Annotated in this window: 18 protein-coding genes and 2 pseudogenes; 11 read left to right on the top strand and 9 right to left on the bottom strand. The window is 52.9% G+C overall.

Going from position 1 to position 25,917, the window contains the following annotated elements; translation table 11 throughout:
• Positions 1–222: 222 nt before the first annotated feature.
• The 5 genes from IDH41_RS26270 to IDH41_RS26250 all read right to left on the bottom strand — a co-directional run bounded on the left by IDH41_RS26270 (position 223) and on the right by IDH41_RS26250 (position 6,432).
• Positions 223–702, bottom strand: coding sequence for a carboxymuconolactone decarboxylase family protein (locus IDH41_RS26270; protein WP_190866481.1), 480 nt, complete (start codon positions 700–702; stop codon positions 223–225).
• An 84-nt stretch (positions 703–786) separates the two neighbouring features.
• A complete protein-coding gene (locus IDH41_RS26265) occupies positions 787–1,887 on the bottom strand; it encodes a GerAB/ArcD/ProY family transporter (RefSeq protein WP_190866479.1) in 1,101 nt (366 codons plus the stop codon).
• A gap of 24 nt (positions 1,888–1,911) precedes the next feature.
• On the bottom strand, positions 1,912–3,075 hold the full coding sequence (locus IDH41_RS26260) for a Ger(x)C family spore germination protein (RefSeq protein WP_190866476.1): 1,164 nt from the start codon (positions 3,073–3,075) through the stop codon (positions 1,912–1,914).
• Positions 3,075–4,520: a spore germination protein gene (locus IDH41_RS26255; protein ID WP_190866474.1), complete on the bottom strand. Its 1,446-nt coding sequence runs from the start codon at positions 4,518–4,520 to the stop codon at positions 3,075–3,077. The genes IDH41_RS26260 and IDH41_RS26255 overlap by 1 nt, the downstream gene beginning before the upstream one ends.
• Positions 4,521–4,992: 472 nt before the next feature.
• A complete protein-coding gene (locus IDH41_RS26250) occupies positions 4,993–6,432 on the bottom strand; it encodes a SpoVR family protein (protein WP_190866472.1) in 1,440 nt (479 codons plus the stop codon).
• 222 nt (positions 6,433–6,654) lie between these two features.
• Here IDH41_RS26250 and IDH41_RS26245 point away from each other — a divergent pair, with 222 nt between their 5' ends.
• Positions 6,655–7,914: a HAMP domain-containing sensor histidine kinase gene (locus IDH41_RS26245; RefSeq protein ID WP_317890822.1), complete on the top strand. Its 1,260-nt coding sequence runs from the start codon at positions 6,655–6,657 to the stop codon at positions 7,912–7,914.
• 58 nt (positions 7,915–7,972) lie between these two features.
• Here the strand turns inward: IDH41_RS26245 and IDH41_RS26240 are convergent, their stop codons facing one another.
• Positions 7,973–8,881 (bottom strand): sensor domain-containing diguanylate cyclase, encoded by a 909-nt coding sequence (locus IDH41_RS26240; RefSeq protein ID WP_190866469.1) that lies wholly within the window; start codon positions 8,879–8,881, stop codon positions 7,973–7,975.
• Between the two features lie 319 nt (positions 8,882–9,200).
• Between IDH41_RS26240 and arfA the strand changes: the two genes are divergently transcribed.
• The 5 genes from arfA to IDH41_RS26215 all read left to right on the top strand — a co-directional run bounded on the left by arfA (position 9,201) and on the right by IDH41_RS26215 (position 15,877).
• The gene (arfA, locus tag IDH41_RS26235; protein ID WP_190866467.1) at positions 9,201–10,709 is read left to right on the top strand and encodes an arabinosylfuranosidase ArfA; all 1,509 of its coding nucleotides are present in this window, start codon (positions 9,201–9,203) and stop codon (positions 10,707–10,709) included.
• A gap of 5 nt (positions 10,710–10,714) precedes the next feature.
• Positions 10,715–11,635: an ArsR/SmtB family transcription factor gene (locus IDH41_RS26230; RefSeq protein ID WP_190866464.1), complete on the top strand. Its 921-nt coding sequence runs from the start codon at positions 10,715–10,717 to the stop codon at positions 11,633–11,635.
• Positions 11,636–11,732: 97 nt separating this feature from the next.
• The gene (locus tag IDH41_RS26225) at positions 11,733–13,466 is read left to right on the top strand and encodes an ABC transporter ATP-binding protein (protein ID WP_190866462.1); all 1,734 of its coding nucleotides are present in this window, start codon (positions 11,733–11,735) and stop codon (positions 13,464–13,466) included.
• Positions 13,459–15,303 carry an ABC transporter ATP-binding protein gene (locus tag IDH41_RS26220; RefSeq protein WP_190866460.1) on the top strand — a complete coding sequence of 615 codons (1,845 nt, stop codon included), beginning with the start codon at positions 13,459–13,461 and terminating at the stop codon, positions 15,301–15,303. The genes IDH41_RS26225 and IDH41_RS26220 overlap by 8 nt, the downstream gene beginning before the upstream one ends.
• A 79-nt stretch (positions 15,304–15,382) precedes the next feature.
• Positions 15,383–15,877 carry a YkvA family protein gene (locus IDH41_RS26215; RefSeq protein ID WP_223830083.1) on the top strand — a complete coding sequence of 165 codons (495 nt, stop codon included), beginning with the start codon at positions 15,383–15,385 and terminating at the stop codon, positions 15,875–15,877.
• A gap of 4 nt (positions 15,878–15,881) precedes the next feature.
• On the opposite strand, the gene IDH41_RS26210 is transcribed toward IDH41_RS26215, so the two are convergent.
• The 3 genes and pseudogenes from IDH41_RS26210 to IDH41_RS31585 form a co-directional block, all read right to left on the bottom strand.
• A complete protein-coding gene (locus IDH41_RS26210; RefSeq protein WP_223830082.1) occupies positions 15,882–17,573 on the bottom strand; it encodes a GMC oxidoreductase in 1,692 nt (563 codons plus the stop codon).
• Positions 17,574–17,793: 220 nt separating this feature from the next.
• A pseudogene (locus IDH41_RS31590) lies at positions 17,794–18,822 on the bottom strand (aldose epimerase family protein); the annotation flags it as partial.
• Between the two features lie 81 nt (positions 18,823–18,903).
• Positions 18,904–19,656 (bottom strand): annotated as a pseudogene (locus IDH41_RS31585) (ThuA domain-containing protein); the annotation flags it as partial.
• Between the two features lie 140 nt (positions 19,657–19,796).
• Here IDH41_RS31585 and IDH41_RS26200 point away from each other — a divergent pair.
• The 5 genes from IDH41_RS26200 (at position 19,797) to IDH41_RS26180 (ending at position 25,731) form a co-directional block, all read left to right on the top strand.
• Positions 19,797–21,473, top strand: coding sequence for a GMC oxidoreductase (locus tag IDH41_RS26200; RefSeq protein ID WP_190866454.1), 1,677 nt, complete (start codon positions 19,797–19,799; stop codon positions 21,471–21,473).
• A gap of 153 nt (positions 21,474–21,626) precedes the next feature.
• Entirely contained in the window at positions 21,627–23,129 is a 1,503-nt protein-coding gene (locus tag IDH41_RS26195) for a spore germination protein (RefSeq protein ID WP_317890821.1), read from the top strand.
• Between the two features lie 49 nt (positions 23,130–23,178).
• Complete coding sequence (locus tag IDH41_RS26190; RefSeq protein WP_190866452.1) at positions 23,179–24,345, top strand: Ger(x)C family spore germination protein; 1,167 nt, start codon at positions 23,179–23,181, stop codon at positions 24,343–24,345.
• Between the two features lie 18 nt (positions 24,346–24,363).
• The gene (locus tag IDH41_RS26185) at positions 24,364–24,612 is read left to right on the top strand and encodes a hypothetical protein (protein ID WP_190866450.1); all 249 of its coding nucleotides are present in this window, start codon (positions 24,364–24,366) and stop codon (positions 24,610–24,612) included.
• Between the two features lie 24 nt (positions 24,613–24,636).
• Positions 24,637–25,731: a GerAB/ArcD/ProY family transporter gene (locus IDH41_RS26180; protein WP_190866449.1), complete on the top strand. Its 1,095-nt coding sequence runs from the start codon at positions 24,637–24,639 to the stop codon at positions 25,729–25,731.
• Positions 25,732–25,917: the final 186 nt, after the last annotated feature.

The following is a 25,917-nucleotide window of genomic DNA, read 5'->3' as shown; positions in this document are numbered from 1 at the left end:
ACCCCGCTTAAGTTAGATTTGAATACGGGCTTATTTTTTTCTCCGGGGTATCGATTTATACGGGGAGCAGGATCGTTCGCCGGTTCAAATAATGCCAAACGAACTAACCTTTGGGAGGCTATCCGCCGAGTGCGTTAAAAACGTTCGGCATGGAGCGAATGAAAAAAACAAAGAACCCTTCGCTTGAAAAGCGAAGGGCTCGCAGGATCAGGCTTCCGGCCTTTAGCTCAGACCCGCTTTCGTCAAACCGAACGCCGCGTCGGAAGAGCCCGGAACCGTCTTGAAGGCGATGTTCAAACGGTTCCAAGCATTGATCGACATAACCGTGTAGGTCAGATCCGAAATTTCTTTCTCGGACAGTTGGCTGCGCACGCGGTCGTAAACCTCGTCGGACACGCCGTGCTCGGGCAGCTTGGTCAGTACTTCCGTCCAAGCCAGCGCGGCCCGCTCGCGCGGGGAGAACAAAGTCGATTCTCTCCAAACCGAGAGATGGTAGAGGCGAAGCTCGGTTTCGCCGTGAATTTTGGCTTGCTTCACGTGCATATCGAGGCAGAAACCGCATCCGTTCATTTGCGATGCCCGAATATGAACGAGATGGATAATTTTTTCTTCGATTGAACTGCCTTTCTCGGCGTTGCTGTACTCCATCAATTTCTTGAAAAATTCTGGCGATTGCTGCATGAAATTTAAACGTTGGCTCATACTTGCACCTCTTTTTTCGTATTTGTGATTCGTGTACATATTTAAAACGATGATGCCGGCAATCTTGTGACAAGCTTACCCGAGTCAGTTGACGCTTGACGGTTTGCGGCGCTGCCGGATAAGACCGATCATCCATAAAAACAAGGGAAAGACAATGTACACCATGGGGTAGCAGAGCCCGATCAAATACCTATTTTTTAGCGTATTCGAAATTTGAATATTGTGCGTGCTGTAGATCGTGTACGCCAGCCAAATAAAAGTCGTCAGGCATGCGATAAGCTTCCAGTTGCGATAGCCGGTCCATTCGGACAGCCCGTAGCTAAGGATGAATAAATAGATCGATAGCTTAATAAAGGCGCCGAACAGCCACAAAGGAATGAAAAAAGCATCGATATTTTGAATGAAATTAAGGATGGACACAAACTTCGTCAGCGAGTAGATCGGCACGACCAATTCAGCGGCTATGTTCGGTCCGGTTACGAACAGAAGAACCAGAGTGGAAACAACCCCCCATAGCATGGCAACCGCCGTTCCCCAGAAAATCCCGCGCGTGGCGGATCGCTTGTTCTCCGCGAAAAAAAACAGCATTAAAATGATCGACGGATCCACCATGTAGTTGAACGAGTGCAAAGTGCCGCTTAGAATGCGAAGCAAGCCCGAGTCGGCATAAACAGGCAAAATCCTCGTCGCATCCATATCTTGAGGATTCAGGAACAGCTGCACGTATAACATGAAGACGAAGAAGGGGCCAATAATTTCCGCGCAGCGGCTAATCGCCGTAATCCCTCCTTTATACACCGCATACAACACGAGAAACAACAAACAGAGCAAGATGAAGAGCATTGGCGTGTTATGAAGCATAACCAAATTTTGAAATTCGACCGTTCCTTTCGCTATGAACGACATCTGCATGAACCAAAGCAGGAAATACATCGTGACGACCACTTTGCCGAGTACCGTGCCGATCAGGTCATTGATGAACTGAACGAACGTTTTGTCCTTATTTTGCATGCAAACCCGGAGTGTTATCCAGGTGGCGCCGAGCATGATCATGGTTCCGAGCAGAATGGAAATCCAGCAGTCCTGAAGCGATTGCTCCGCGGCTAAATGAATGGGCAAGTACGAAAACACGATCATGGAGGAGATGCTGACCATCCAGAACAATTGATATCCGCTTACTTTCATTCTCGCTGCCTCTCCTTTCCCCTATCATTCGAGCGGCGCGCCGCTCGTTCCGGTGGACCTTAGTCGTACATTCGCCTTGACGGTAACGTCGATCGTCTTGAACTTTTCGTCCCAATCGTCCTTCTGAGATTTCCACCAGTAAGGATATTGGCGATGAAGGAACTCGCCTATGCCGAATACGTCGGGTCCCCATTGCCGGATTTTATCCATCGTCAGCTGCAGATCCTTTTGAATTTGTTCGTTGATGTGCTTCTGGACCTCTAGCATGTTTTTTACTTCGGACATGTCCAGCGGGGTCGTATTTTCGAGCAGATAAGCTTGTGCTTTAACCATTAATACAATGTGCCCGGGATCATTGCCGGGAGCGGAGCGAAGCTTGCGCTCAAGCCGGGTTAATCGAAACGATAATGTGCCTTGACCGTTTTTCCAAGGCATCGTCACGCCTTGAAACGTGCCTTTCCCTTGCATCCAGATGGCCGCGGAGCCTTCATTATTGTCAAGCAAGCCTTTGACCTTGAGTCGATCGTTCAAGACGGCAAAACCGGACAGCGCGGCGATCGGACTCGTTTTTTTGCCGCTTAACTTTTTATCTTCGATTTGGATGATCGGCATCAGCGGCCGAATTCCTCTGGAGAGACTGTCAATAATCAGCTCCCTTGAAGAAAACCCTTTTAATCCGTTAATGTCCAGTTCTTTGCCTGCGGCAATGCTGGAGAGCTGTTCCAGGGGGTGCTTGATCATAAGGAACTCCTTGGCGCTGCCTCCTTTGATCATAATGATGATGTCCCTCAAATTGTTTGCGGGATCCCTGCTGAGCTTATCGAACAACTTGCTTGCGTCGTTCTTATTGAAAAACTCTTCGCTGATCGCGATGAGAACGCGATGACTCGTCAACAACCGGCGGGACATTTTGAGCTGGATTTTCTGAGTTGCTTCGAATACGTCTTTGCCTTTGGCCGACATGACGAAGAAGGGAGCCGAATCGCCGGAGCTTTCCCCCTTGGACGGACCGCCCTGCAGTGAAGGGATGACGATCTGATAGCTCATTTCGATCGTTCCGTCTTCGGCATGATCAATCGCCGACCCCAAGACGAAAGCCAATTGATTCGGTTCGATAAAATCGGTGCAGCCGGAAGCGGACATGACAAGAAGGAGGGAGACGCATGTCAATAGGACGAATCGGATCATCATGGACTCCCTTTCTTGGTTCGGCCGTTTTTGCTCCAGAAAGGATAACGGATGAACAGGTCTTTGATCCGTTTGCCGTCGAACGGGGCGACGGGGCTCAGGAACGGCGTTCCGAACGATTCTTGCATGACCAAATGGATCAGCAAGAAGATCATGCCGAAAGCAAAACCGACGAAGCCGAGCACCCCGGTAATGAACAGGAGAAGGTACCGGATCAAGCGAAAGGGAAGGGTGGCGCTGTATCTCGGAATCGTGTAGCTCGCGATGCCCGTCAAGGAAATGACGATGATGATCGGCGTCGATATGATGCCGGCTTCGACGGCGGCTTGTCCGATAACGAGCGCTCCGATAATGCTGACGACCGGACCGAGCTGATTGGGCAAATGAACGCCGGCCTCCTGCAATCCGTCAAATACGAACATCATAATCAGCACTTCGATAACGGTTGGAAACGGAGAGCTTTCCCTGGCGGTCGCAATTCCGATCATTAGATAGCTTGGAATCATTTCCGGATGGAAAGTCGAAAGCGCGACGTATAATGCGGGAAGCGCAAACGAAACAAACGTCATAATATAACGTATCATCCGAGTCAGAATGACGAATATGAACCTTTCGAAATAGTCGTCCGCCGACTGAAGTCCGGACCAGAGGGTGACGGGAAGGATGAGGGCAAACGGAGTTCCGTTAACGAGAATGGCCGCCTTTCCCTCCAGCAAACCTGCGGTCACGATATCCGGACGCTCGGTATTTTGGATTTGAGAGAAGATGGAGAAGGAGTTATTCTCGATCCATTCTTCGATATAAGCAGAATCGATTACGCCGTCGAGCTCGATCTTGCCGAGCTTTTCTCTTACTTCCCCCAATACTTTTTCTTCCGCCAGACCTTGTATGTAAGCAAGGATGACTTCGGTTTGCGTATATTTGCCGACCGTATACGATTCTATCTTAAGCTGAGGGTGAATAATTCTTCGTCTAATCAATGTCGTATTCGTGCGGAGGTTCTCCACGAAGCCTTCCTTGGAGCCGCGCAAAGTCGCTTCTTTCCTCGGTTCTTGAATGCCTCGCGTCTCGAAGCCCTGGAGCTGAGCGACGAGCGCGGAAGCTTCGCCGTCCACCAAGATCGCAAGACTTCCTTGCAGAATATGATTCGTTAGGTCCTTCAAAGACACGTCCGTTTTTACTTTCGTTAACGGAAGCCATTCCCGCCCGAATATCTCTTCAAGCGATTGAATCCGGTCGATCCCTTGCGGCAAGCCGTTGAAAATGAGCGGCTTCAATACATTTTCTTCGACGCCTTGCAATTTGGTCATTCCGTCAAAACAAACAAGCAGAAGCTTCGTATCGTCCTGTAATTGAAAAGAGCGGAAGACGATGTCCGAGCAGTTATGGAATTGTTCTCTAAGATAAGCCTCGTTCACTTCGATACGGCTGCTGACGGTGCTCATGAACGATCCCCCAATGACGAAATAAGACTCGCGGAATATTATGGGCTTTGGGGGATGCGGTTATGCATGTTGAATTATTGGACAATATTGAATTTTGACTTCAATGCAACGCGAGTGTTATAAAAAGTAACGGGATATAGGGAAAGATGATTGCTGCATAAAGCGATGCAAATTTCAAATAATGAAACTAAATCACTTACTATTCGAATCATCCTCGCGTTAGTCTCAGTAATTGAAATTAAACGGCACAATTCGAACATTCCGATCGATATACGTTGTGGTTAGTTTCAAAATTTGAAACTGAACTCTCCATTAGCCCCCTTCTTTCGTTTCTAGTTTCAGTATTCGAAATTAGAACCAGGCCCGATGCAGATCATTCGGACGAACCCCCTGCAACGAGCAGCGATAGACAAACAAAGAAATGGCGGTGCAGAGGTCAGAGAGTCCCCTAGCACCGCCAATATTATCAAAATTAAACGAACTTCCGGCTCGTCTTCTTCCCGTCGCAGCTGAACACGATCTTCTTGTCCTCGACGAACGTCTCCAGATGGACGTTCTTGCCCCACAGCTGCACGACGTAAGGCAGCGTCCTCTCCACGTATTTCAAATCCAGCTCCATGCCCTCGTATTCGTGAATAAGGTACAGCTCGCCCACGCGGTTGAAATCGCCGTCCTTGACGAGCAGGCTCGGGAAGCCGCCATTCACTTTGGAATAAACGAGCTGATCGCGGATGTTTTCCCACGATTTATCGGTAATTTTCCATTCGGGCCCCTTCTTTTCGAAAATGTACAGATCGAGGTCGTTCACGAGCTCCTTCGTCAAATAATTGCGCAGGAACGAAATATCGGAATCGAGCTCGCGCACCTCGAAGATTTTTTCCCGCCCTTTGCCCGGCACGCGGCCGAACCGCTCCCGCTCCTCCTTCGTCGGATTGTCCCAGCGGCGCTCGATGTCCTCGAATATTTTCAGCCCCAAATAATACGGGTTGAGTGTATGCCGGGACGGCACGACGACGGAGGAGTTCAGCTTCGCGAACTCGATCGTCTCGTCGCTGGTCAGGTCCAGCTCGCGGATGATGCGCTGATGCCAATAGGAGGCCCAGCCTTCGTTCATGATCTTCGTTTCGATCTGAGGCCAGAAGTACAGCATTTCGTCGCGGAGCATCGACATGATGTCGCGCTGCCAGTCTTCCAGCACCGTCGAATATTCCTCGATAAACCAGACGATGTCCTTCTCGGGGCGCGGCGGGAACCGTTTGTTCTCGCCCGTCTGCGACTCCTCCGAGGCGGACGGATCGGCGTCCAAATTCCATAGATCGTCATACCGGGAAGGGGCGGCCGCCCCCGGAGACTGGCTGTTCTCCTTCCGCATCATCTCGATGTAGCGCTTCTTATCGAGCTGGTACGGTTTGATCAGCGTCGGATCGACATGCTCCTGAATGGACAATATGGCGTCGATGAATTTCTCGACCGCATTCGTGCCGTGATCCATCTCGTATTGGTGGACGCGGTCGGCCGTGGCGGACATGCTCTCGACCATGTCGCGGTTGGTTACGCCGAAGCGGGCATTGTTCTTGAAGAAGTCGCAATGCGCGAGCACGTGGGCAACGATCAGCTTGTTTTGGATCAATGAATTGCCTTCGAGGAGGAAGGCGTAGCACGGATTCGAGTTGATGACGAGCTCGTAAATTTTACTTAGCCCGAAATCATACTGCGTCTTCATCTTGTTGAACGTCTTGCCGAAGCTCCAATGGCTGAAGCGGGTCGGCATGCCGTAAGCGCCGAACGTATAAATGATATCCGCAGGACAAATTTCATACCTCATCTGGTAGAAGTCGAGCCCGAAGCCCTTCGCAATTTCCGTTATTTCGTCGATGGACCGCTCCAGCGCCCGAAGCTCATCCTGGTTCATCCGACATCCCTCCGCATTCGAAAATCCGATTCATACCATATGTATGCGAATTAGGCCAAGGTTATGACGGAATCGGAGCCCCGGACACGCCCGTTATTATTTACTTTAAAATTAAAAAATGAAGGAGAGGTAAAAGAGGATTTATGTCGAATAAATGTTGTAGCATGTCGATTTCTGCCAAATAAACCCTTCGATCTTGACGGAGAAAGGAACGGACTCCCAGTGATTCAAACCGTACTTTTGCCTGTGCTGCACGGTTTGCTGTATATTGCCGCGGCGTGCTTGATTTTTATCGTCATCACGCCCAGGTTTTTGTTCGAGCACAACCGGCGCAAGCCGTTTTTTGTCCTGATCCTTGCGGTATTGACCTATTTCTATATCGGCTTCGAGAGCATCGACCCGCTCGTATACGCGCTTCACCTGACCCCGATCTCCCTCTGCCTGGCCGCCTTGTACGAGGGGGCGATACCGGGCGTCGCGACTTGGGCGGCCTTCGTCGTTTGCGGCATTTTCGCCGTCGGCAACGATTGGCTGCCAACCTTGGCCGCAAGCACGCTCATGCTCGCCGGGGGCTTGCTGCTGCATTACCGGGTAGCGGAAGGCTCGAGGGGAAAAATGTCGCTGCTGTCGGTACTGCTGGCTTTGGCTTATTTGGCCGCGTACATCCCGCTGCAGCTGCTTGTCGGGTTCGAGACGCCTGTTCGGCAGCTGCTGCTCGTCGTTGCCTCGACGTTCGTTTCTTCGATTATAACGAGCTACGTCTATTTTTATGTCAAGCACCAGGAGCGGTTTCAGAAGGAGCTGCTCTTGTCGGAAAAATACCAGCTGATCGGGCAACTTGCGGCTTCGATCTCCCACGAAATCCGCAATCCGCTTACGACGGCGAGGGGATTTCTCCAAATGATGGGCAAGGAGGGCCTCAGCCAAGAGGCGTTCGAACGGTACCGCACGTATGCCTTCGAAGGGATCGATCACGCGAACGGCATCATAACCGATTACTTGAATTTTTCCAAGCCGACCGTGGAGCAGCCGGCGCTGCTTAACGTAAGAGAAGAGGTGGAGGGGGTTATTCCTTGGCTGCAGCCGTTCTCGGTGCTGTCCAACATTACGCTGGACATCCACCACCTCATCGACGAACCGGCCTGGATCAGAGGGGAGCCGAAGAAATTTCAGCAATGCCTGCTGAACGTCATGAAGAACGCCATCGAATCGATGAAGGACGGCGGCATTTTGTCGGTGCATACCCGGCTTGAGAAGTCGCATGTGCAGATTTTGATCAGGGATACGGGGGTCGGCATGAGCAGCGCGCAGGTGAAGCGTCTCGGCATCCCTTATTTCACGACCAAGGATACGGGGACGGGGCTTGGTTTAATGGTCGTGATGAGCCTGGTGAAGGAAATGGACGGCAAAATCCTGTTCCGCAGCAAACCGGATCAAGGTACGATTTGCGAGATGCATTTTCCGCTCGCGCAGCCGAAATAATAGAAAGAACCTATGAATGTCCGCTTCCCGTTAGCGTTCGCTCGAGCGGGGCAGGCGTTCATAGGTTCTTTTCGTTCTGCTTGATGCCGTACATCGCCTTGTCGGCGTCGGTGATCAAATCTTTCAGGCTGGCGCTTGCGCCATGCGTCGAGCTGATGCCGATGCTTGCGGAGATTCGGATCGTCCGCCCGCCAACGAGGAACGGCTCCATGATCGAATCCTTCAGTTTGTCGGCGACGATCTCGTAATCCCGGTGATCGACGAGATGCTGGAAGCAGATGACGAATTCGTCTCCGCCGTACCGGACGATGATGTCGGACTTGCGCACGTTCTTCTTCAGCCGCGCGGCGATTTCCAGCAGCAGTTGGTCGCCGAAGTCATGGCCGTACGAATCGTTGACCTCCTTGAAGTCGTTGATGTCGATGAACATAACGCTGAACTGCTTGTCCGATCCGTTCTGATACAAATACGACAAGTACCGCCTGTTAAACAAGCCGGTCAAGCTGTCCGTTACGCTGTCGTTCTCGAGTTCGACGATGTAGCCGAGCGAGACGGCGAGCGATTCGAGAAGGGCGAGCTGCTTGCCGTCGAATCGGATCGGCTCGCGGCCCAGCGCGCAAATCGTTCCGAATGACCGATTCGCCGATGTACGGATGGCTGCGCCGGCAAAGAATAACGGCCCGAGCTCCTTCGCAAGCGGCAAGCCTGCGGTACGCTCGTCCTCCCGAACGTCGGGAATGACCAGCACGGCTTCGGAATGCTCGATCACGAGCTTGCAGCATTGCTGCAGAAGCTGCTGCCGCGAGGGAGCCGGAATGAAATCGCGCTGCCGGTCGAACGCGCGGATAATCCGGTTCTCGGTTCCGTCGATTACCGCGATGTACAAGCCGTCCACCTGCAGTACCTGCTTGAGAATATCAATAATATGTTCGGCTGCCTCTTCCAACGAGCGAACCTTGCTGCTCATGTCCTCATCTCCTGCCGCATCAGTGAACCGAAAATTTCCTTATAGTTCCATAGTAGTCGAAACAGAGAACTAACTCAAGGGAGAAAAACGTCGAATTATGGGGAAAACGAACGAGTTTCATGGAAATCGGATGTTGATCTGATTCCATGGTCGCAGAGCATAGCGATTATGCTTTAGAATTAATCGCTTTATTAATCTAAACGGCACAAAATTAATGCTTGAATTAATTTAGCATCTGTTGTTAAAATGGTGGAAGATCAATTGTTAATAAAGTCCTTATCGATTAACAATTCAATTAATGTTAAAGAGGTGGATTAGGATGGCAGACAAGGCGTCAATGATCGTGGACAAGGATTTTCAGGTCGGACAGGTCGACAAACGGATTTACGGCTCCTTCATCGAACATTTGGGGAGAGCGGTTTACGGCGGCATCTACGAGGCGGATCACGCGACGGCCGACGAGCAGGGCTTCCGTTCGGACGTGCTTGAGCTTGTAAGGGGACTCGACGTTCCGATCGTCCGCTACCCTGGGGGAAATTTTGTATCCGGATACAATTGGGAGGACGGGGTCGGTCCGGTAGATCAACGCCCGAGACGGCTGGAGCTGGCTTGGCGGACGATCGAGCCGAACTGGATCGGCTTCAACGAATTCATGGACTGGTGCAGGAAAGCGAACACGGAAGCGATGATGGCCGTTAACCTCGGTACCCGCGGCATCGACGAAGCGCGGAATTTGATCGAATACTCGAATCACCCTTCCGGTTCCTATTGGAGCGATCTCAGAATCGGGCACGGCTACAAGGACCCGCATAACGTGAAGACCTGGTGCCTCGGCAACGAGATGGACGGACCGTGGCAGATCGGGCACAAAACGGCGGTCGAATACGGCAGGCTGGCGAACGAAACGGGCAAAACGATGCGTCTCGTCGATCCGGGCATTGAACTCGTCGCTTGCGGAAGCTCGAATATCGGCATGCCGACCTTCCCGGAATGGGAGTCGACCGTGCTGGATCTGACGTACGATACGGTCGATTACATTTCGATCCATCAATATTTCGGCAACGCGAGCAACGATACGATGAATTTCCTCGCCAAGTCGATCGGCATGGATTCCTACATTAATACGGTTATTTCGACTTGCGATTATATTCAGGCGAAGAAGCGCGGCAAGAAGAAGATTCATCTGTCCTTCGACGAGTGGAACGTCTGGTTCCATTCGCATGAGCAGGACCGCAGGCTTGATCCGTGGCAGATCGCGCCGCCGCAGCTCGAAGACGTGTACACGCAGGAAGATGCGCTCGTCGTCGGCTGCATGCTGATCAGCATGCTGAAGCGCGCTGACCGGGTGAAGATGGCCTGCATCGCGCAGCTCGTCAACGTTATCGCGCCGATTATGACGCAGAACGGCGGACCGGCCTGGAAGCAGACGATCTACTATCCGTACATGCACGCGAGCATCTTCGGTCGCGGAAACGTGCTCGTGCCGCTCGTGAAATCTCCGAAGTACGATACGAAGGAATATACCGACGTGCCTTACCTGGAGACGGTAGCCGTTCATAACGAGGAGAAAGAGGAAGTCGCGATCTTCGCGGTCAACCGCAACATCGAGGAGGCGCTGCCGTTCGAGATCGATCTTCGCAGCTTCGGCAGCTTCAGCGTCATCGAGCATATCGTGCTCGAGCACGAGGATCTCAAGATGACGAACACGGCCGAATCGCCTAACCGCGTAACGCCGCATGCCTCCGGCAACGCGGCTGTCAGTGACGGCGGCCAAATCCAAGCGGTGCTCGGCAAGGCGTCCTGGAACGTCATCCGCATTAAGCTGTAGGCGTCGTGATTCACGCGAATACGGACGAAGCGTGGCTTCCGCTGTACGAAGCGCTCGCAAGCCCCGTTCGGTTATCGATCATCAATCTGCTTGCCGGCAGCCTGATGAACGTGAAGGAGCTGGCCGAGTCGCTCGGGCTGAGCAGCGCGATCGTCACGATGCACGTCCGCAAGCTGGAGAAGGCGGGTCTCGTGCAGACGAAGATGGTCCGCAAGCAAGGCGGCACGCACAAGATGTGCATGCTCGCGGAGAGGTCCGTCTCGATCGAGCTGCCGGCGCACGCCGGCGACTCGCTCAAGGTTCACGAAGTAAGCGTGCCCGTCGGGCATTACACGCAGTTCGAGGTGTTTCCGACCTGCGGCATCGCCACGACCGAGAAGATGGTCGGCCAGTTCGACGATCCCCGCTTCTTCCTGGAGCCCGAGCGGATGAACGCGGGAATTTTATGGTTCGGCAAGGGCTACGTCGAATACAAGGTGCCGAACTATTTGCTGGCGAAGCAGCGCCCCGTCGCGCTGGAGATCGCGATGGAGCTCGGATCGGAGGCGCCGGGGGTCAACGACAACTGGCCCTCCGACATCAGCTTCGCGCTTAACGGCGCGGAGATCGGCATGTGGACGAGTCCCGGCGATTACGGCGAGGTCCGGGGCAGGTTCTCGCCGGTCTGGTGGCACGATCGGGTCAATCAATACGGCTTGCTGAAAGTAATCCGCATTCAAGAGGACGGCTCGTATATCGACGGTCAGCGCATGTCGGGCGTCGGCATCGGCGATATCGGCCTTGCGCGCAACCATTGGACCTTCCGGATCGGCGTGAAGGAGGATGCGGTTCACGTCGGCGGATTAACGTTGTACGGCAAAGGCTTCGGGAACTATAACCACGATATGGTGTTCCGCGTTTTCTACGAGGACTCGCCGAACGGTTAAGTATATTTTTCCCGCTTTGTCTATGCCTCTCCAAGGATTAGGAGCTATAATGAGTATGATGGCGAAAAATAAGCTATGAATACTCGGAGGCTTCGCGATGCTGACCATGTTTGCCTTTTTGAAGAAGTATCGTCTGGCTGCAATAGTGGCTCTGCTGCTCATGTTGATGGAGCTGGCGGTAGAGCTGCTGCAGCCTTTTATTATTTCCAAGATTATCGACGACGGCATCGGGCGCGACGATCTGTCGGTCGTCCTGACATGGGGCGGCGTGCTGATCGCCTGCTCGGTCATCGCTTTCGCGGTCGGCATTCTCAGTTCGTTCTATGCGTCCCACGTCAGTCAAAGCTTCGGCTTCGACTTGAGGGAGAGGCTATACGACAAGGTGCAATCGTTCTCGTTCGCCAATTTCAACCGGTTTCCGGAATCATCGCTTATTACCAGATTGACGAACGACGTCATGCAGCTGCAAAATACGGTGTTCATGGGGCTTCGCATCATGCTGCGCGCGCCGCTTCTCGTCGTCGGAAGCATCGTCATGGCGTTCGTCGTCCAACCGAAGCTCGCGCTGTGGCTGGCCGCCGTCGTGCCTTTCCTCGCCGTCTTCCTGATGTGGGTGCTTAAGCGGGGGGAGCGGCTGTTCCGCAGCGTGCAGCAGCAGCTCGACCAAGTGAACGGCGTCATGCAGCAAAATTTGATCGGCATGCGCATCGTCCGGGCGTTCGTCCGCATGAAGCACGAAGCCGAGCGGTTCGGCGGATCCAGCGAGCGGCTGAAGGAGAAGACGGTCGCGGCGCTCAGGCTTACCGAGGCGACGATGCCGGTCATCTTGCTCGTCATGAACGCCAGCGTCATCGCCGTGCTCTGGTTCGGCCGGGTGCAGCTCGATTTCGGAAGCGCATCCGTAGGCGAAGTCGTGGCGGTCGTCAATTACGCGACCCGAACGACCGCGGCGCTGTCGATCATGTCGATGATCATCGTCAACTTCTCGCGTGCCCGCGCGTCGGCGCAGCGGATCGAAGAGGTGCTGGGGACCGAAATCGACCTGCTCGACGCGAAGGACAGCTCCGCGGCGGCGCGCATGCCAAGCAGAGGAGCCGTTGCCTTCGAGAACGTATCGTTCCGCTACCCGGATACGGAGGAACTGATCCTGAGCGGGATATCCTTCGAGGCCGGACCGGGCGAAACGATCGCGATCATGGGGGCGACCGGATCCGGCAAGTCCTCGCTTATCCAGCTCATCCCCCGCTTGTATGACGCGGAGGAGGGCGTCGTGCGCGTCGACGGCGCCGATACCCGCCAGATCAAGCTGGAGCGGCTGCGGCGCCAGGTCGGGTACGTCCCGCAGGATATTATGCTGTTCACCGGCAGCGTCGAAGAGAACATCCGTTGGGGCAAGGAGGACGCGACGCTCGAAGAAGTGATGGAAGCGGCCAAAATCGCGCAAATTCACGAGACGATCATGAAGCTGCCGCAGCGGTACGATACGATCGTCGGTCAGAAGGGCGTCAATTTGTCCGGCGGGCAGAAGCAGCGGCTGACCATCGCGAGGGCGCTTGTCCGCAAGCCCGCCATTCTTCTTCTGGACGACAGCACGAGCGCGCTGGACGTTCGGACGGAGGAGGCATTGCTGCAAGCGCTTAAGCAAATGAAATGCACGACGTTCCTTATTACGCAGAAGATCAGCTCGACGGCAGGCGCGGACGCGATCCTGCTGCTTGACGACGGCCGGTTGATCGCGCGGGGCAATCACGGGCAGCTGCTTCGCGAATCCGCCCTATACCGGAAAATTTACGAGTCGCAATTCGGGAAGGAAGGTGTGTCTCATGCTTAGGGAGCTGAAGGAGCCTTTCCGGTACGCCAGGCCGGAACGCGCCTCGGAGGCGGCGGAAGGAGCGGGTGCCCCGGGGAAAGCCAAGGCGAAGCCAAGAGCGAGAAATACGGCCGCGACCCTTCGGCGGATGTGGGGCTATTTGATCGATTACAAAGGCAGGCTCGCGGCCGTTATTGCGATGGTCGTGCTGAGCTCCGCTTTTTCCTTGCTCGGCCCTTACCTTGCGGGCACGGCCATCGACCATTTTCTCATAAACCGCGGCGGCGGCTTCCTTGTCTTCCTTGCCGGCATGGCCGTCGTCTACGTCTTGCATTCCGTTGCAATGTGGCTGCAGAGCATTTGGATGATCGCCATCTCCCAGCAGATCGTCTACCTTATGAGGGTGCAGCTGTTCGAGCATTTGCACAGGCTGCCGATCCCTTATTTCGGCAAGCGCCAGCACGGCGAGCTGATGAGCCGGGTCACGAACGACATCGAGAACGTCAGCGCTTCACTGAACAGCTCGGTCATTCAAGTGTTCTCGAGCGTCCTGCTGCTGATCGGCACGGTCGGTGTCATGCTGTCGCTCAGTCCGATGCTCACGCTGCTCACCTTCCTCGTCGTTCCGCTTATGGCGCTTGGCATGAAATGGATCACGACGCAGACCGGCCGGCTGTTCAAAGCGCAGCAACGCAATCTGGGCGATTTGAACGGTTACATCGAGGAGACGCTTTCCGGGCAGCGGATCGTGAAGGCCTATTCGCAGGAGAAGACGGTAGTCGCGGCATTTAAGGAGAGGAACGAGCGCATACGGTTGTCCGGCTTTTGGGCGCAGACCATTTCGGGATTTATCCCGAAGCTCATGAACGCGTTAAACAATTTAAGCTTCGCGATTATCGCGGGCATCGGCGCCTTATTCGTGTTGAACGACGCGATCACGGTCGGCGTCATCGTCATATTCGCCGAATATGCAAGGCAGTTCACGAGACCGCTCAACGATTTGGCGAACCAGTGGAATACGCTGCTGTCGGCCGTAGCCGGCGCGGAGCGGGTATTCGACGTGCTCGCCGAGGAAGAGGAGCGGAAGGACGAGGGAGCGGCGATCGAGCTTGGCCCGGTGAAGGGCGAAGTCGTATTCGACGACGTCTCGTTCGCCTACGAAGGCCGCGAGTCCACGATCCGGAAGGTCGGCTTCTCCGTAAATGCCGGCGAGACGGTGGCGCTCGTCGGATCGACGGGAGCGGGAAAAACGACGCTCATTCAGCTGCTTTGCCGATTCTACGACCCAAGCTCGGGAAGCATTCGCATCGACGGCTTGGACACCCGTGCCATCAAACGGGAAAGCCTCCGCTCGAAGATGGCCTTCGTGCTGCAGGATCCGTTTCTGTTCGAAGGGACGATCCGTGAAAATATCCGCTACGGCAAGCTTGACGCCACGGACGAAGAGGTGGAGCGGGCGGCGAAGCTTGCCAATGCCCATTCGTTCATCAAGCGGCTGCGCGGCGGCTACGACGCGCCTCTCAAAGCGGACGGGAGCGGCATCAGCCAAGGGCAGAAGCAGCTGCTCGCGATCGCAAGGGCTATTTTGGCCGATCCTTCGATTCTGGTGCTGGACGAAGCGACGAGCAGCATCGATACCGTTACCGAAATCAAAATACAGGAAGCGCTGCAGCGGCTCATGGAGGGCCGTACCAGCTTCGTCATCGCGCACCGCCTGAATACGATCCGGCAGGCCGACCAGATCGTCGTGCTGCAGGACGGGGCCGTTCTCGAGAAAGGCTCGCACAAGCAGCTCATCGAGCGGGGAGGCTTCTACAGCACGCTGGTGAGCGGGCAGTTAACGCTCGCGGATTCTTAAATGCGGATTCGATACATAAGGTTGAAACGAGCGGGACGACCGAAGAGTATTAGATGGTGTAGAGAGCGAGGTGAATGGCATGGCGACAGTCGAATGCGCGAAATGCGGCAGCGCGGCCGAGGTGGACGAACAAACGCTCCACGATGCGGAGTGCCCGTCCTGCTCGCATAAGCCGATGGAAGTCGACGTGAACCAATGGGTCGAGAAGATCGGCGACCACGAGACCCGGACCAAATACGTGGAAGAGGGTTTTTGGGCCAAGGCGAAGCGGCATGCGGGCAAGGTTCCTTTCGCGAAGGAGGTCGTTACGCTCTATTATTGCGCGCTTGATCCGGGCACGCCGCTTTCGGCCAAAATGACCGCGGTCGGCGCCTTGGCCTATTGGATTCTGCCGATCGATCTCATCCCCGATTTCGTCCCGGTGGCCGGCTTTGCCGACGATGCGACGGCCGTATTGATCGCTTACAGAGCGCTAAGCGGGCATATTACCGACGAACACCGCGAGAAGGCGGAGCAGGTTTTCGTCCTGAACAAGAACGTGAAGCTTATTCGGCCAAAGAAAGAAGAGGGATAAAAATTTACGCCCGGTTGGTCCGGGCAATGTAATCCGCCGTTCGGATGGCGAGCGCGATCGTCGTTAATGTCTGGTTCTCCGCGCCGGTATCGGGCAATGCGCTGTTATCGGCCACGTAGAGACCGGTTAAGCCGCGGACTTGCCCGTACTCGTCCGCGGCCGAAGCGGAGGGGTCGTCTCCGATGCGGCAGGTGCCCGAATCATGATGCAAATCCCCAAGGGGCGTAAGACAAATCGGCGGCCTGCCCGCCTCGGAAACGAGACGAATCCCTGCATTTACGGCAATGCTTTGGATCCCTTCCGTCATTTGGCGCACGACGTGCCGGTCGGTGTCATTCAGGGCAAAATGAACCTCGATTTCCGGAATGCCGTACTCGTCTTTTTTGTAGGGATTCAGAGCGACGTAATTGTCGTATCTGGATTCGACCTTGCCGTACCCGTAGAAATTAACGGTAGTCAAATCGGTAAGCGGCCTTTGAACGGCAACGGGATACCAATAGAACGCTTCGGGGCCGGTCATGAGAACCGAATAAGGGGATTCCGGCTTTTGCGGGATCATGATGTTAAGCGGTCCCCATGGAATCGGGAAGTCGGCCGTGCTTATGTTCCCCGTTGCTTGCACAAACGTCTGATTCGAGAAGTAATGTCCCAAAACCGGATTTTGAATGCCCGAATAGAACAAGAGGCGAGGCGTTTCGAACGTGCTTGCGCTGCAGACGATCGTTTTGGCTCTCAACGTATGCACCGCCCGATCAGGTGTTACGACCTTGACTCCGCTTACTCTTCCATTGTCGTGAAGGATCTCCACGGCCCGCGAATTAATCGCCAGATCGAACGGCCTTAAATTGAGCGCCCTGGCGAGAAGGGAAATGGAGCTTGTGAACATGTCGGTATGAATTTCTCCGTAGGCTTGAGGCAATATATCGGCCGCGATAGGAAGCGGCGCCGCTTTGGAATACCCCCGCATCCATAGCCTCTCGAGCAACATTTCCGTAAACGATGCTCCCTCCGCGAAGGAATCGGTTACGCGCATGACTTCCTCCGCGACGCCGTAGTAGCTTTCCATCTCTTCGACGGGAATCGGCCATTTCGCCAAATCCCAGGCATGCATCCGGGGCGAGAACGTATACCAGAACAAGGTCCGGCCGCCAAGCGCAAACAGCTGCCTTGCTCCCGGATACCCGGGACCGGCACCCGGCAGCGGCCTCGATAAGTGCGCGAAATAAGCGGACAACCGCTCCTGGTTCATCGTTGGCAGGTTGCGCGCCTGCGTCGGTATGTACTGGTCGCCGCGTTCGATGATGCCGATCCTTTTTCTCTCGTTCTTCCACTGCTGGCATAATCGCCACAGCACGGATCCCCCGCCGGCTCCGGTGCCGATTATGAGGACATCGTATTCCTCCTCGGCCATCTGCTCGATCGGGGTAAGCGGAATCCAGTTGTTAAGCGGCCTGACCGGCGGCAATGGGCATGTCGGAATGGATCCTTCCTGCAATTCCCCCGAAGGCACGGCGAATTTGCCCGTGTCGGCCGGCGCAAGTGCCGGTGCGGAAGGCAAATATACGGTTCGGCCGGCAGCGGCAAGATCGGGATAGGCGATATGCGGGTTGAACTTTATGAGCACATCAACGGAAACGCCGATTTTTTGGGCGATCGTCCGAAGCGTATCATGCTCGTTTGATACCCATATTTTCAATGGAGTCACTCCCATCCAAATGTAAGAACGCAGAACCTTTCAACCTATATTCATCCTATTTATACTGTAATGCCGGGGAAGCTTCTTTTATGCCGCACAAAACCGATTTCCTGTTTGAATGCAGAAAAAAGCCGTCTCCCGGTCAATGACCTTAGGGACAGCTCCTTTCAAGCGATAACTTTGACGGCAGATTGCTGCACTCCCCATTACCGTCTTACACTTACACAGCGGAAAACCTGTATATGGTTGTCTGCCTGTAAGTTTGGCCTGGCAGCAGTTCCGTGCTTGGAAAACGGGGATGATTCGGGGAGTCCGGATAATGCTGCGTCTCCAGGCTGAGACCGCCATATTTAAGGTATGCCTTTCCTTCCTTGCCGATAATGCCGCCGTCAAGATGATTACCTGAATAAAACTGAATGGCGGGCTGCGTCGTGTACACCTCCATCAACCGGCCCGAATTCGGTTCAAATACGCTTGCGGCGAAACGGAGGGCGCTCCCTTTTTGAAGCAGCGCATAATTGAAATCATAACCGTTTGCGAATCGCATTTGCGGATAGTCCGATCGGATTCGCGAGCCGATGGACATCGGTTTAAGGAAGTCCAGCGGCGTATTTGCGACGCTTTGCACTTGTCCTGTCGGAATAAGGTCCGGCTTGACCGGAGTAAACCAATCGGAACGGATCGTAACGATATGTTCAAGAATGTTACCGTTCCCTGCACCGGCCAGATTATAATAGTTATGCTGGGTAAGGTTCAATACGGTCTTTTCATCGGTCGTAGCCGTGTAGTCGATTCGCAATTCATTGTTGTCCGTAAGCGAGTAGACTGCTTTCACCGCAACATTCCCCGGAAATCCTTCCTCGCCGTCTTCGCTCAAATAGCCGAGCGCGAGCCCGATCCCGCCATTCGGATAGACCTCCTCCGCTTTCCAGACCCTCTTGTCAAATCCGCGTTTGCCGCCGTGAAGCGTATTGGAGCCTTCATTGACCGATAGCCGATAAGTTACGCCGTCAAGCGTGAACCGGCCATTTGCGATACGGTTCGCATACCGGCCGATTAACGCTCCGAAGTAGGGCTTATTGCCGGTTTTCATATATTCCTCCAATGTGGCGTATCCGAGAACGACATCTTCCATTATTCCGTTTCGATCGGGCACTTTGAGGCTCGTCATTATCCCGCCGTAAGTCATAATAGATGCTTGCATGCCGTTTCGGTTGGTTAAGGTGTAGAGATAAACCGACTCGCCATCGGATGCTTCGCCGAGGTATCGCTTAGTCATGCCGCCTGACGCCGCTTTGACATGAATGGGCGGGGGAGGTTCTTCCTTGATTATTTTCTCCAGAGGAGCCGTATTTCCGAATACCGGAGTCGCCCCGTGGGGGCTTGCCGCCCAGCGGACCGCGTTTGCGATAACCCTGAGCACATTGCGGTTGTAGTATGTAGGATACACCTGGTCTCCTGGCCGGAAGTAGAAAATTTTCCCGAGTCCGCGTTGGTAGGCACACCCGCTGCGGAAAACTTCCCCGCCTTGAAACCAGCTGATAAATATGAGCTCTTCGGGAGCCGGTATATCAAAAAACTCGCCGTACATTTCCTCGGTCTGCAGCTCGAAGTATTCGCCGATTCCTTCGGTAATCGGGTGGGAGGGATCGACCACCCACAATCGCTCCCGCTCGGCGTCGGATCTCCATTTCAAATCGCAGCTCGTCCCCATCAATTTCCGAAATATTTTCGAACGATGCCCGGAATGCAGGACGATGAGTCCCATCCCTTGCAACACCTTCGCATAGATTCTGTCGACGATCTCGTCGGCTACCTCTTCATGAGCCAAATGTCCCCACCAGATCAACACGTCCGTCCGGTTAAGGACCTCTTGAGATAATCCATGCTCCGGCTGATCGAAGGTTGCGATCCGGATTCTAAAGCCGTACGGTTCGATGCCCGCGGCAATGGCGGCATGAATTCCCCTTGGATAAATGCTTGCTACGTTCGGTTCCGTTCTTTCGTGTATAAATTCATTCCAAATGGTCACATTTATCGTTTTCAATTCAAATTGCGGGCCGTTTCCAATTTTTACTTTCATCGCATAAATCCCCCTTTCTTGATATGGATATATATGTGTCTCCCGATCAAAAAACAACAAATCAAGGTTTCGGCGCATGGGGGGACGTCATTTAAACAAGTTGTGACAGCATACATTTTCATTAAAAGGATGTGATGCGAATGAGGATCTATATTGCCGGACAAGGTGATACTCTCCTTAAAATAGCCCATCAATTTCAGCTTGAATTAGATCAATTGACGGCGATAAATCCGCGTATTTCCAATCCCTATAAAAATATCGCGGGCCAGCGCGTCAACTTGGATCCCCATTACGTGCCACTGAACGAAAGCAGGGTCGTTGCCCCTTTTTGCCCGCCGGTGCCGGAGTCCGAATTTATTCCCAATTGGATTCCGCTCGCAGATGCGGAGGAGATGGCCGAGACCGAGTACGATGTGCTCATCGTCGGATCAGGCGCGGGAGGCGGAGCCGCCCTCTGGCGGTTGTGCGAGCAGTGGGGAAATAATAATAAACGGATCGGGATCGTGGAAAGGGGTCCCCTCTACCTCCCGACTCATGTTGCCAACATAGCTACCATTAACGGAGACAACTTCAGAGTGTACGCTCCTCCTGAAATAACCGATTTGATCGGTAACAGACTTCCGCAATATCCCGGTATGAAGCTGGTCTATGCGGCAGGCGGAAGAACGATATTATGGGGGGCGATAACTCCCCGCATCCCTAATTTCGAGATCGCCGACTGGCCGGTTTCTATCGAAGAAATGGAGATGTATTACAATATTGCCGAAGAAGTGATGAGTGTAACGACTACCTATACGAAGGGTTCGTCGATCACGCAGATTTTGCTGGAGCGCCTCCGTGAAAACGGTTTTTACAATGCGAACGATATCCCGATAGCCGCCGATCTTGACCAGACGAAATTCGGACGGCTTCATTCCAATGTTTTTTTCAGTTCCATCCTGTTCATGGCAAGAGCACTCAGCAGGCGTCCCTTTGACTTGGCCGTTAACACCTATGCCGCCGAAGTGATAACGGAAGGGGGAAAGGCAGCCGGCGTTCGGGTAATGACCTCGGATAAGAAATCTTATATCCTTAAAGCCAAAACCGTCATTTTATCGGCAAGCGCCCTGCAAACCCCGCGTATACTGCTTAATTCGGGCATCGCAGGAAGAGCGATCGGCCGCTATCTTACCAATCATTCGTATTTGATCGCAACGGCCAGCGTGAGTACGACAGGATTTCCTGAACCGTTAGGCGCGCTCGGCATTATCGTGCCTGAGAGCGAGGACCGCCCTTACCGGCTTCAGCTTCAAGGGCCGGAGCAATATTTCAATTACCATTACGATAAAAAGCCGATTAAGGATGAGTGGGAAATCAGCTTTTTTGGCGCTTCGGGCAAGGTGGAGTCGCGATACGAAAACAGGGTATATATTGATCCGAGTAGAGTAGACGAATACGGAATGCCGGAATTGCAAGTCGAATTCTCGTACAGCGAGAAAGACGAGGCCATTCTTTATCAGATGTATGAAAGTATCCAGCAGGCCTCGGCGGCCATGAAGCTGCGACTGGCCAAGATAAACGACGCGCTTGCCATTTGTTTGATGCCGCCCGGGGCTGACAACCATGAGTTCGGAACTTGCAGGATGGGCGATGATCCGCTCACGTCGGCAACGGACAGGTACGGACAGATTCACGGCGTAGAAGGTCTCTATGTTGCCGATAACAGCGTCCTCCCTTCGACTGGCGCGTCAAATCCGACATTGTCAACCGTTGCGCTGGCTATACGGACGGCTGACTATATCGTCCGCAAGTTGTCGACGGACGAGAACCGCCAATAATTGGATCATCGCATAGGTTCGGCCGATCTAATCCATACTAATCCCAATTCCAACAAGTAAAAGCGAAAACAAGGGTGATTTGGGATGAGTGGAGATTCCTCGAGTTCGGGCATGGAAGTTGGGAATTCAACGCAATCAACCGGACAATCACAAGTGAACGAGAAGCAATCGGGCAACGAAACGGCGAGACCGATCTCCGATCAACTGGAGGAGAATATCCGTCAGCTCGAAGAGATATTCGCAAGAAGCGCCGATATTGTTTTCAAGCAATGGTCATATGGACCTGAAATGCAGTATAAGGCTTGCTCCGTATATTACGAATCCCTTATACAAGGTGAAGTTTTCAATTATATGAAGGCTTCCCTTCAGGATCTTGTTACGCATGAAGTGGGTCCGGGAACGGATATTTTGCCTCAGGACGTTATTGCTTTTTTTGAGCATAAAGGGGTATCCGAGAAAAAAGCGGAGCTGCTCGAGGATTTAGAGATGGCGGTCGATCAAATTACATATGGGAATATCGTCATTTTTTTCAATAAGTGGAATAGAGCATTGGTCTATAAATCGCTGCAAATCGAGACGAGACAAATTACGGAGCCGACTAACGAATCGGTCGTCCAGGGCCCGCGGGAGAGCACCGTCGAAAGTCTGCATAAAAATATCGGTTTGCTCCGAATGCGGATCAATTCGCCGAAGTTTAAAATCGAATCGTTATCCGCGGGCGGGGTAACGAGAACCCATGTGGTTTGCGGATATATAGACGATGCCGTGGATCCGGAGCTGTTGGCGGAATTTAAGAGCAGAATGGAACAAATCAAACAGGTGGAAATTTTGGAAACCTCTTTTGTCGAACAATTGATCGAGGATTCCACATGGTCACCCTTTCCCCAGCACCGGTATACGGAACGTCCGGATGTGGCGGTTGCCGCCATGCTTGAAGGTAAGATAGCAGTTCTCGTGCAGGGCACGGGCAGCATTTTGTTGTGTCCTGGCTTATTTGTTGAATTTTTCCAATCCAGCGAGGATTATTACCAAAGAACGATTTACTCGACCCTGGTTCGGTGGCTCCGCATCATCGCGTTTATCATCGCGCTCACGCTGCCAAGCATCTATATCGCTTTAACGACGTACCATTCCGAGCTCGTTCCAACCGTTCTGCTGCTCGCAATCGTCGATACGCGCGAAGGGATCCCGCTGCCGGCTTTTTTTGAAGCGCTGCTTATGGAATTTTTCTTTGAGCTGCTGCGAGAAGCTGGGGTGCGGCTGCCGAAGCCGATCGGCTCCGCCGTCAGCATCGTCGGGGCGCTCGTCATCGGAGAAGCGGCCATTACCGCCGGAATCGCCTCGCCGATCATGGTCGTTATCGTCGCTTTGACAGGCATCGCGTCGTTCGCGATTCCCCAATACAGCATTGCCATCGCCCTGCGTATTTTAAGATTCCCGCTCATGCTTTGCGCAGCCTTGATGGGCGGCTTCGGAATGATGATCTGCTTCCTGCTCATCCTGCTCCATCTTTGTCAGCTTAGATCGCTCGGACAACCTTATCTCACGCCGCTTGCGCCGCTCAGAATCGCTCAACTCCGGGACGTAATCGTAAGAATACCTCTGAAAGTATTGCTGAGGATCCCCCGCAAGCAGCTGCACAAGACAGGCAAATAGCCCATACCCGTTCTGTATTTTATTCTAACCCGAGGGGACGAAGGATGAGATGAAATGGAAAGTTTCGATCCTGATGCTCGTATTTCTTTTGATCCTTTCGGGCTGCTGGAACAAGGAGGAGCTGGACGAGGCCGGTTTCGTCATGGCCGTAGCTCTGGATCGGGGCAAAAAAGAGCCAATCGATATGACGACGCAAATGTATCGTCCGGTAACCGGCGGCAGCAGCAAAGGCAAAGGAGCGTCCCCAAAATCTTCGAGTCTGTTAATCAAAACGTCGAATAGCTCAATATTCGAAGCGGTCCGCGATATTCCGCTGCATCTGGGAAGAAAAGCCCAGTGGAGTCATATGCGCATCCTTTTAATTGGAGAAGAGCTAGCAAGAACGACGGATATCGGCGAGCTTATCGACTTCTTCTACAGGGATCATGAACCGAGGCATACGGTATCCATCTTGATTACGAGTGGGCGCGCGGATCGAATCTTAAGCAGACAGCCGGTCATTGAACAGACAACCGGCCAACAGATTGCTTTGACCCAGCAATTTTCTCTTAGAAATTCGGCGAAGTCGCTCGATACCACTCTCCTTGATTTGGCGCTGCAGATGAACGCCCCGCATAACGATACGGCTGTGGCTTATGTTTATGAAGACAAGAGAGCAGAGGATAAATTCGTCACGGCAGGTCTTGCCTTAGTCAAAAAAGGCAAGTTAACGGGGGTCCTGCCTTCCAAGAAGGTGGAGGGACTGGTCATGCTGATAAATCAATATAAATCCGGTATTATCGAGATCGCATGTCCGGGCCAGTCAAGGAGGACGGAATCAATGGAGGTGCTTGATTTAAAAACGAAATTAAAGCCTAAGGAGAAAGACGGGAAAGTAAACGTTAAAGTCAAGACGGTGGTAAGAGGGGCTACCGGCGAGCTGAGGTGTACGGAAATAAAAACGAGAGAAGATGAAGAGAAATTCGTCCGTAAGATGGAGGAAGAAATCAAAAAACAGATGTCGGAATCCATCCGTTACCTCCAATTAAAAAAAACGGATATCATCGGGATCGGGAACATGCTGTACAGAGCGAACCCCAAACAATGGGAAACGATGAAGGGAACTTGGGACAGGCAGTTTGCGGAAACCACTTTCGAATTGGAAGTCAAAGTAACACTTGTAACGACAGGAACCGTAATCAATAAGCCGGCCGTATCAGGGGATGGCAATAAATAGGAAGGCTGGTGGTGGCGAGTGCTGGAGCGTATAATTGTCCTGCTGTCTGCGTACGGTCTGGTTTTTCTATATGACGCGTTCCATTGGAAGGGCGGATCGGGCAAAAGAGACAAGACGGTCTATGCTGTCATTATTGTTATCTCCGTGTACCTCGGAATTGAATATGTTGCGGGCATGGATTTATTTGGCCTATATGAATGGGTCGATCTCGTATATACCGATTCGGCGAGAACAATTGATCAATGGTTGAAGGGGCCCGGGAAGTGATTCGGAATAATGGAGGAGAGCATCATGAAAAAACTGGAGTCGGTCAGCCCTATGCAGATGGGCATACTTTTTTTCGTATTTATGACCGGATCTTCGATTATTAACATTCCGGCTCCATTAATCGGCAAAGCGGAAAACGCTGCATGGCTGTCGTTGCTGATTTCCGGCGCGGCAGGGATGGCGATGCTTGTTTGCATGCTTTATTTGCACCGCCGGTTTCCCGCTCTTTCTTTCGTGCAGTACAGCAGCAAGCTTGTCGGAAGCTGGCCGACCCTTATTTTATCCATTCTTCCGCTGTCTTTTATTTTACATATGCTCACCGCAATCGTCCTTGATATCGGTTTGTTTATGAGAAGCTCAATGATGAGAGAAACGCCGATTTATGCGTTTACCTTTCCTGTATTTCTCGTAGCGGCATTGACGGTCGTTGCAGGAATTGAGGTCATGGCTAGAATGTACTCGTTGATCCTGATCCTGATCGTCATTTTTATTGCATCGGTCTTACTGCTTGGCACGGAGCATTATAACCTGACTTTTCTCGTTCCGGTTATGCCGCATGGAATAAAACCGATGTTGAACGGTGCGTTTTTTACATTCGGTTTTCCTTATGCGGAAGTCTTTCTGTTTGCCATGCTCTTTCCATTCGTTCGTAAGAGCTCGGGCGGCAGGCTGAACCTTGTCATGCTTCTGACTTTAATTCTGAATATTGTTACGCTTTGCGTTTCTACCGTTTGCACCATCATGATGTTCGGACCGCTGGCTGGCGTGAAAAAATATTCGCTCTTTGAGTTGGCCCGCACGATCGATGTCCAGGAGATTTTGACCAGAATCGAGTCGGTTATCGGCTTGTCTTTAATCGCGGGTTCCTACATGAAAACAACGATTACTCTTTATGTGCTGTGTTTATATATTACTCATTTATTGAAGCTTAAGGATCATCGGTCGATCGTGATGCCGATTGCGCTTGTTGCTTTTATAAATACCCTTGTCGGGTTCAGCTCGGATATGCAGTGGGTGGAAATCGTTTCGGTCGTTCATCCCTTTTGGGGTTCAACTGCCTACGCTCTGCCGCTGATTTTGATTACGGTTGTTGCTTTTATTAGGAAATCGGTAAGATGAGCTTATGCCTTTTAAAAAAAATCAGAATAATGCTTGACCAAATGGGCAAGTGCATGGTATATTCTAATTCCGGCCGAGAGAAACAAGCGGACGGCGCAACAAAAGCTTGTTCTTTGAAAACTGAACAACGAGTGAAACTGCCCCGTTAATCCGCATGGATTAATGGAAAAGCGATACAACGAAATG

Origin of the sequence: Paenibacillus arenilitoris, assembly GCF_014705655.1 — a bacterium.
Taxonomy (GTDB): domain Bacteria; phylum Bacillota; class Bacilli; order Paenibacillales; family Paenibacillaceae; genus Pristimantibacillus; species Pristimantibacillus arenilitoris.
Note: the sequence above shows the minus strand (reverse complement) of the source record. Positions and strands in the feature narration are given on the sequence as shown.

Excerpts from the sequence above, each read along its gene's own strand:
- IDH41_RS26270 (WP_190866481.1), bottom strand. The coding sequence starts at position 702 with ATGAGCCAACGTTTAAATTTCATGCAGCAATCGCCAGAATTTTTCAAG.
- IDH41_RS26265 (WP_190866479.1), bottom strand. The coding sequence starts at position 1,887 with ATGAAAGTAAGCGGATATCAATTGTTCTGGATGGTCAGCATCTCCTCC.
- IDH41_RS26260 (WP_190866476.1), bottom strand. The coding sequence starts at position 3,075 with ATGATCCGATTCGTCCTATTGACATGCGTCTCCCTCCTTCTTGTCATG.
- IDH41_RS26255 (WP_190866474.1), bottom strand. The coding sequence starts at position 4,520 with ATGAGCACCGTCAGCAGCCGTATCGAAGTGAACGAGGCTTATCTTAGA.
- IDH41_RS26250 (WP_190866472.1), bottom strand. The coding sequence starts at position 6,432 with ATGAACCAGGATGAGCTTCGGGCGCTGGAGCGGTCCATCGACGAAATA.
- IDH41_RS26240 (WP_190866469.1), bottom strand. The coding sequence starts at position 8,881 with ATGAGCAGCAAGGTTCGCTCGTTGGAAGAGGCAGCCGAACATATTATT.
- arfA (WP_190866467.1), top strand. The coding sequence starts at position 9,201 with ATGGCAGACAAGGCGTCAATGATCGTGGACAAGGATTTTCAGGTCGGA.
- IDH41_RS26225 (WP_190866462.1), top strand. The coding sequence starts at position 11,733 with ATGCTGACCATGTTTGCCTTTTTGAAGAAGTATCGTCTGGCTGCAATA.
- IDH41_RS26220 (WP_190866460.1), top strand. The coding sequence starts at position 13,459 with ATGCTTAGGGAGCTGAAGGAGCCTTTCCGGTACGCCAGGCCGGAACGC.
- IDH41_RS26215 (WP_223830083.1), top strand. The coding sequence starts at position 15,383 with ATGGCGACAGTCGAATGCGCGAAATGCGGCAGCGCGGCCGAGGTGGAC.
- IDH41_RS26200 (WP_190866454.1), top strand. The coding sequence starts at position 19,797 with ATGAGGATCTATATTGCCGGACAAGGTGATACTCTCCTTAAAATAGCC.
- IDH41_RS26190 (WP_190866452.1), top strand. The coding sequence starts at position 23,179 with ATGAAATGGAAAGTTTCGATCCTGATGCTCGTATTTCTTTTGATCCTT.
- IDH41_RS26180 (WP_190866449.1), top strand. The coding sequence starts at position 24,637 with ATGAAAAAACTGGAGTCGGTCAGCCCTATGCAGATGGGCATACTTTTT.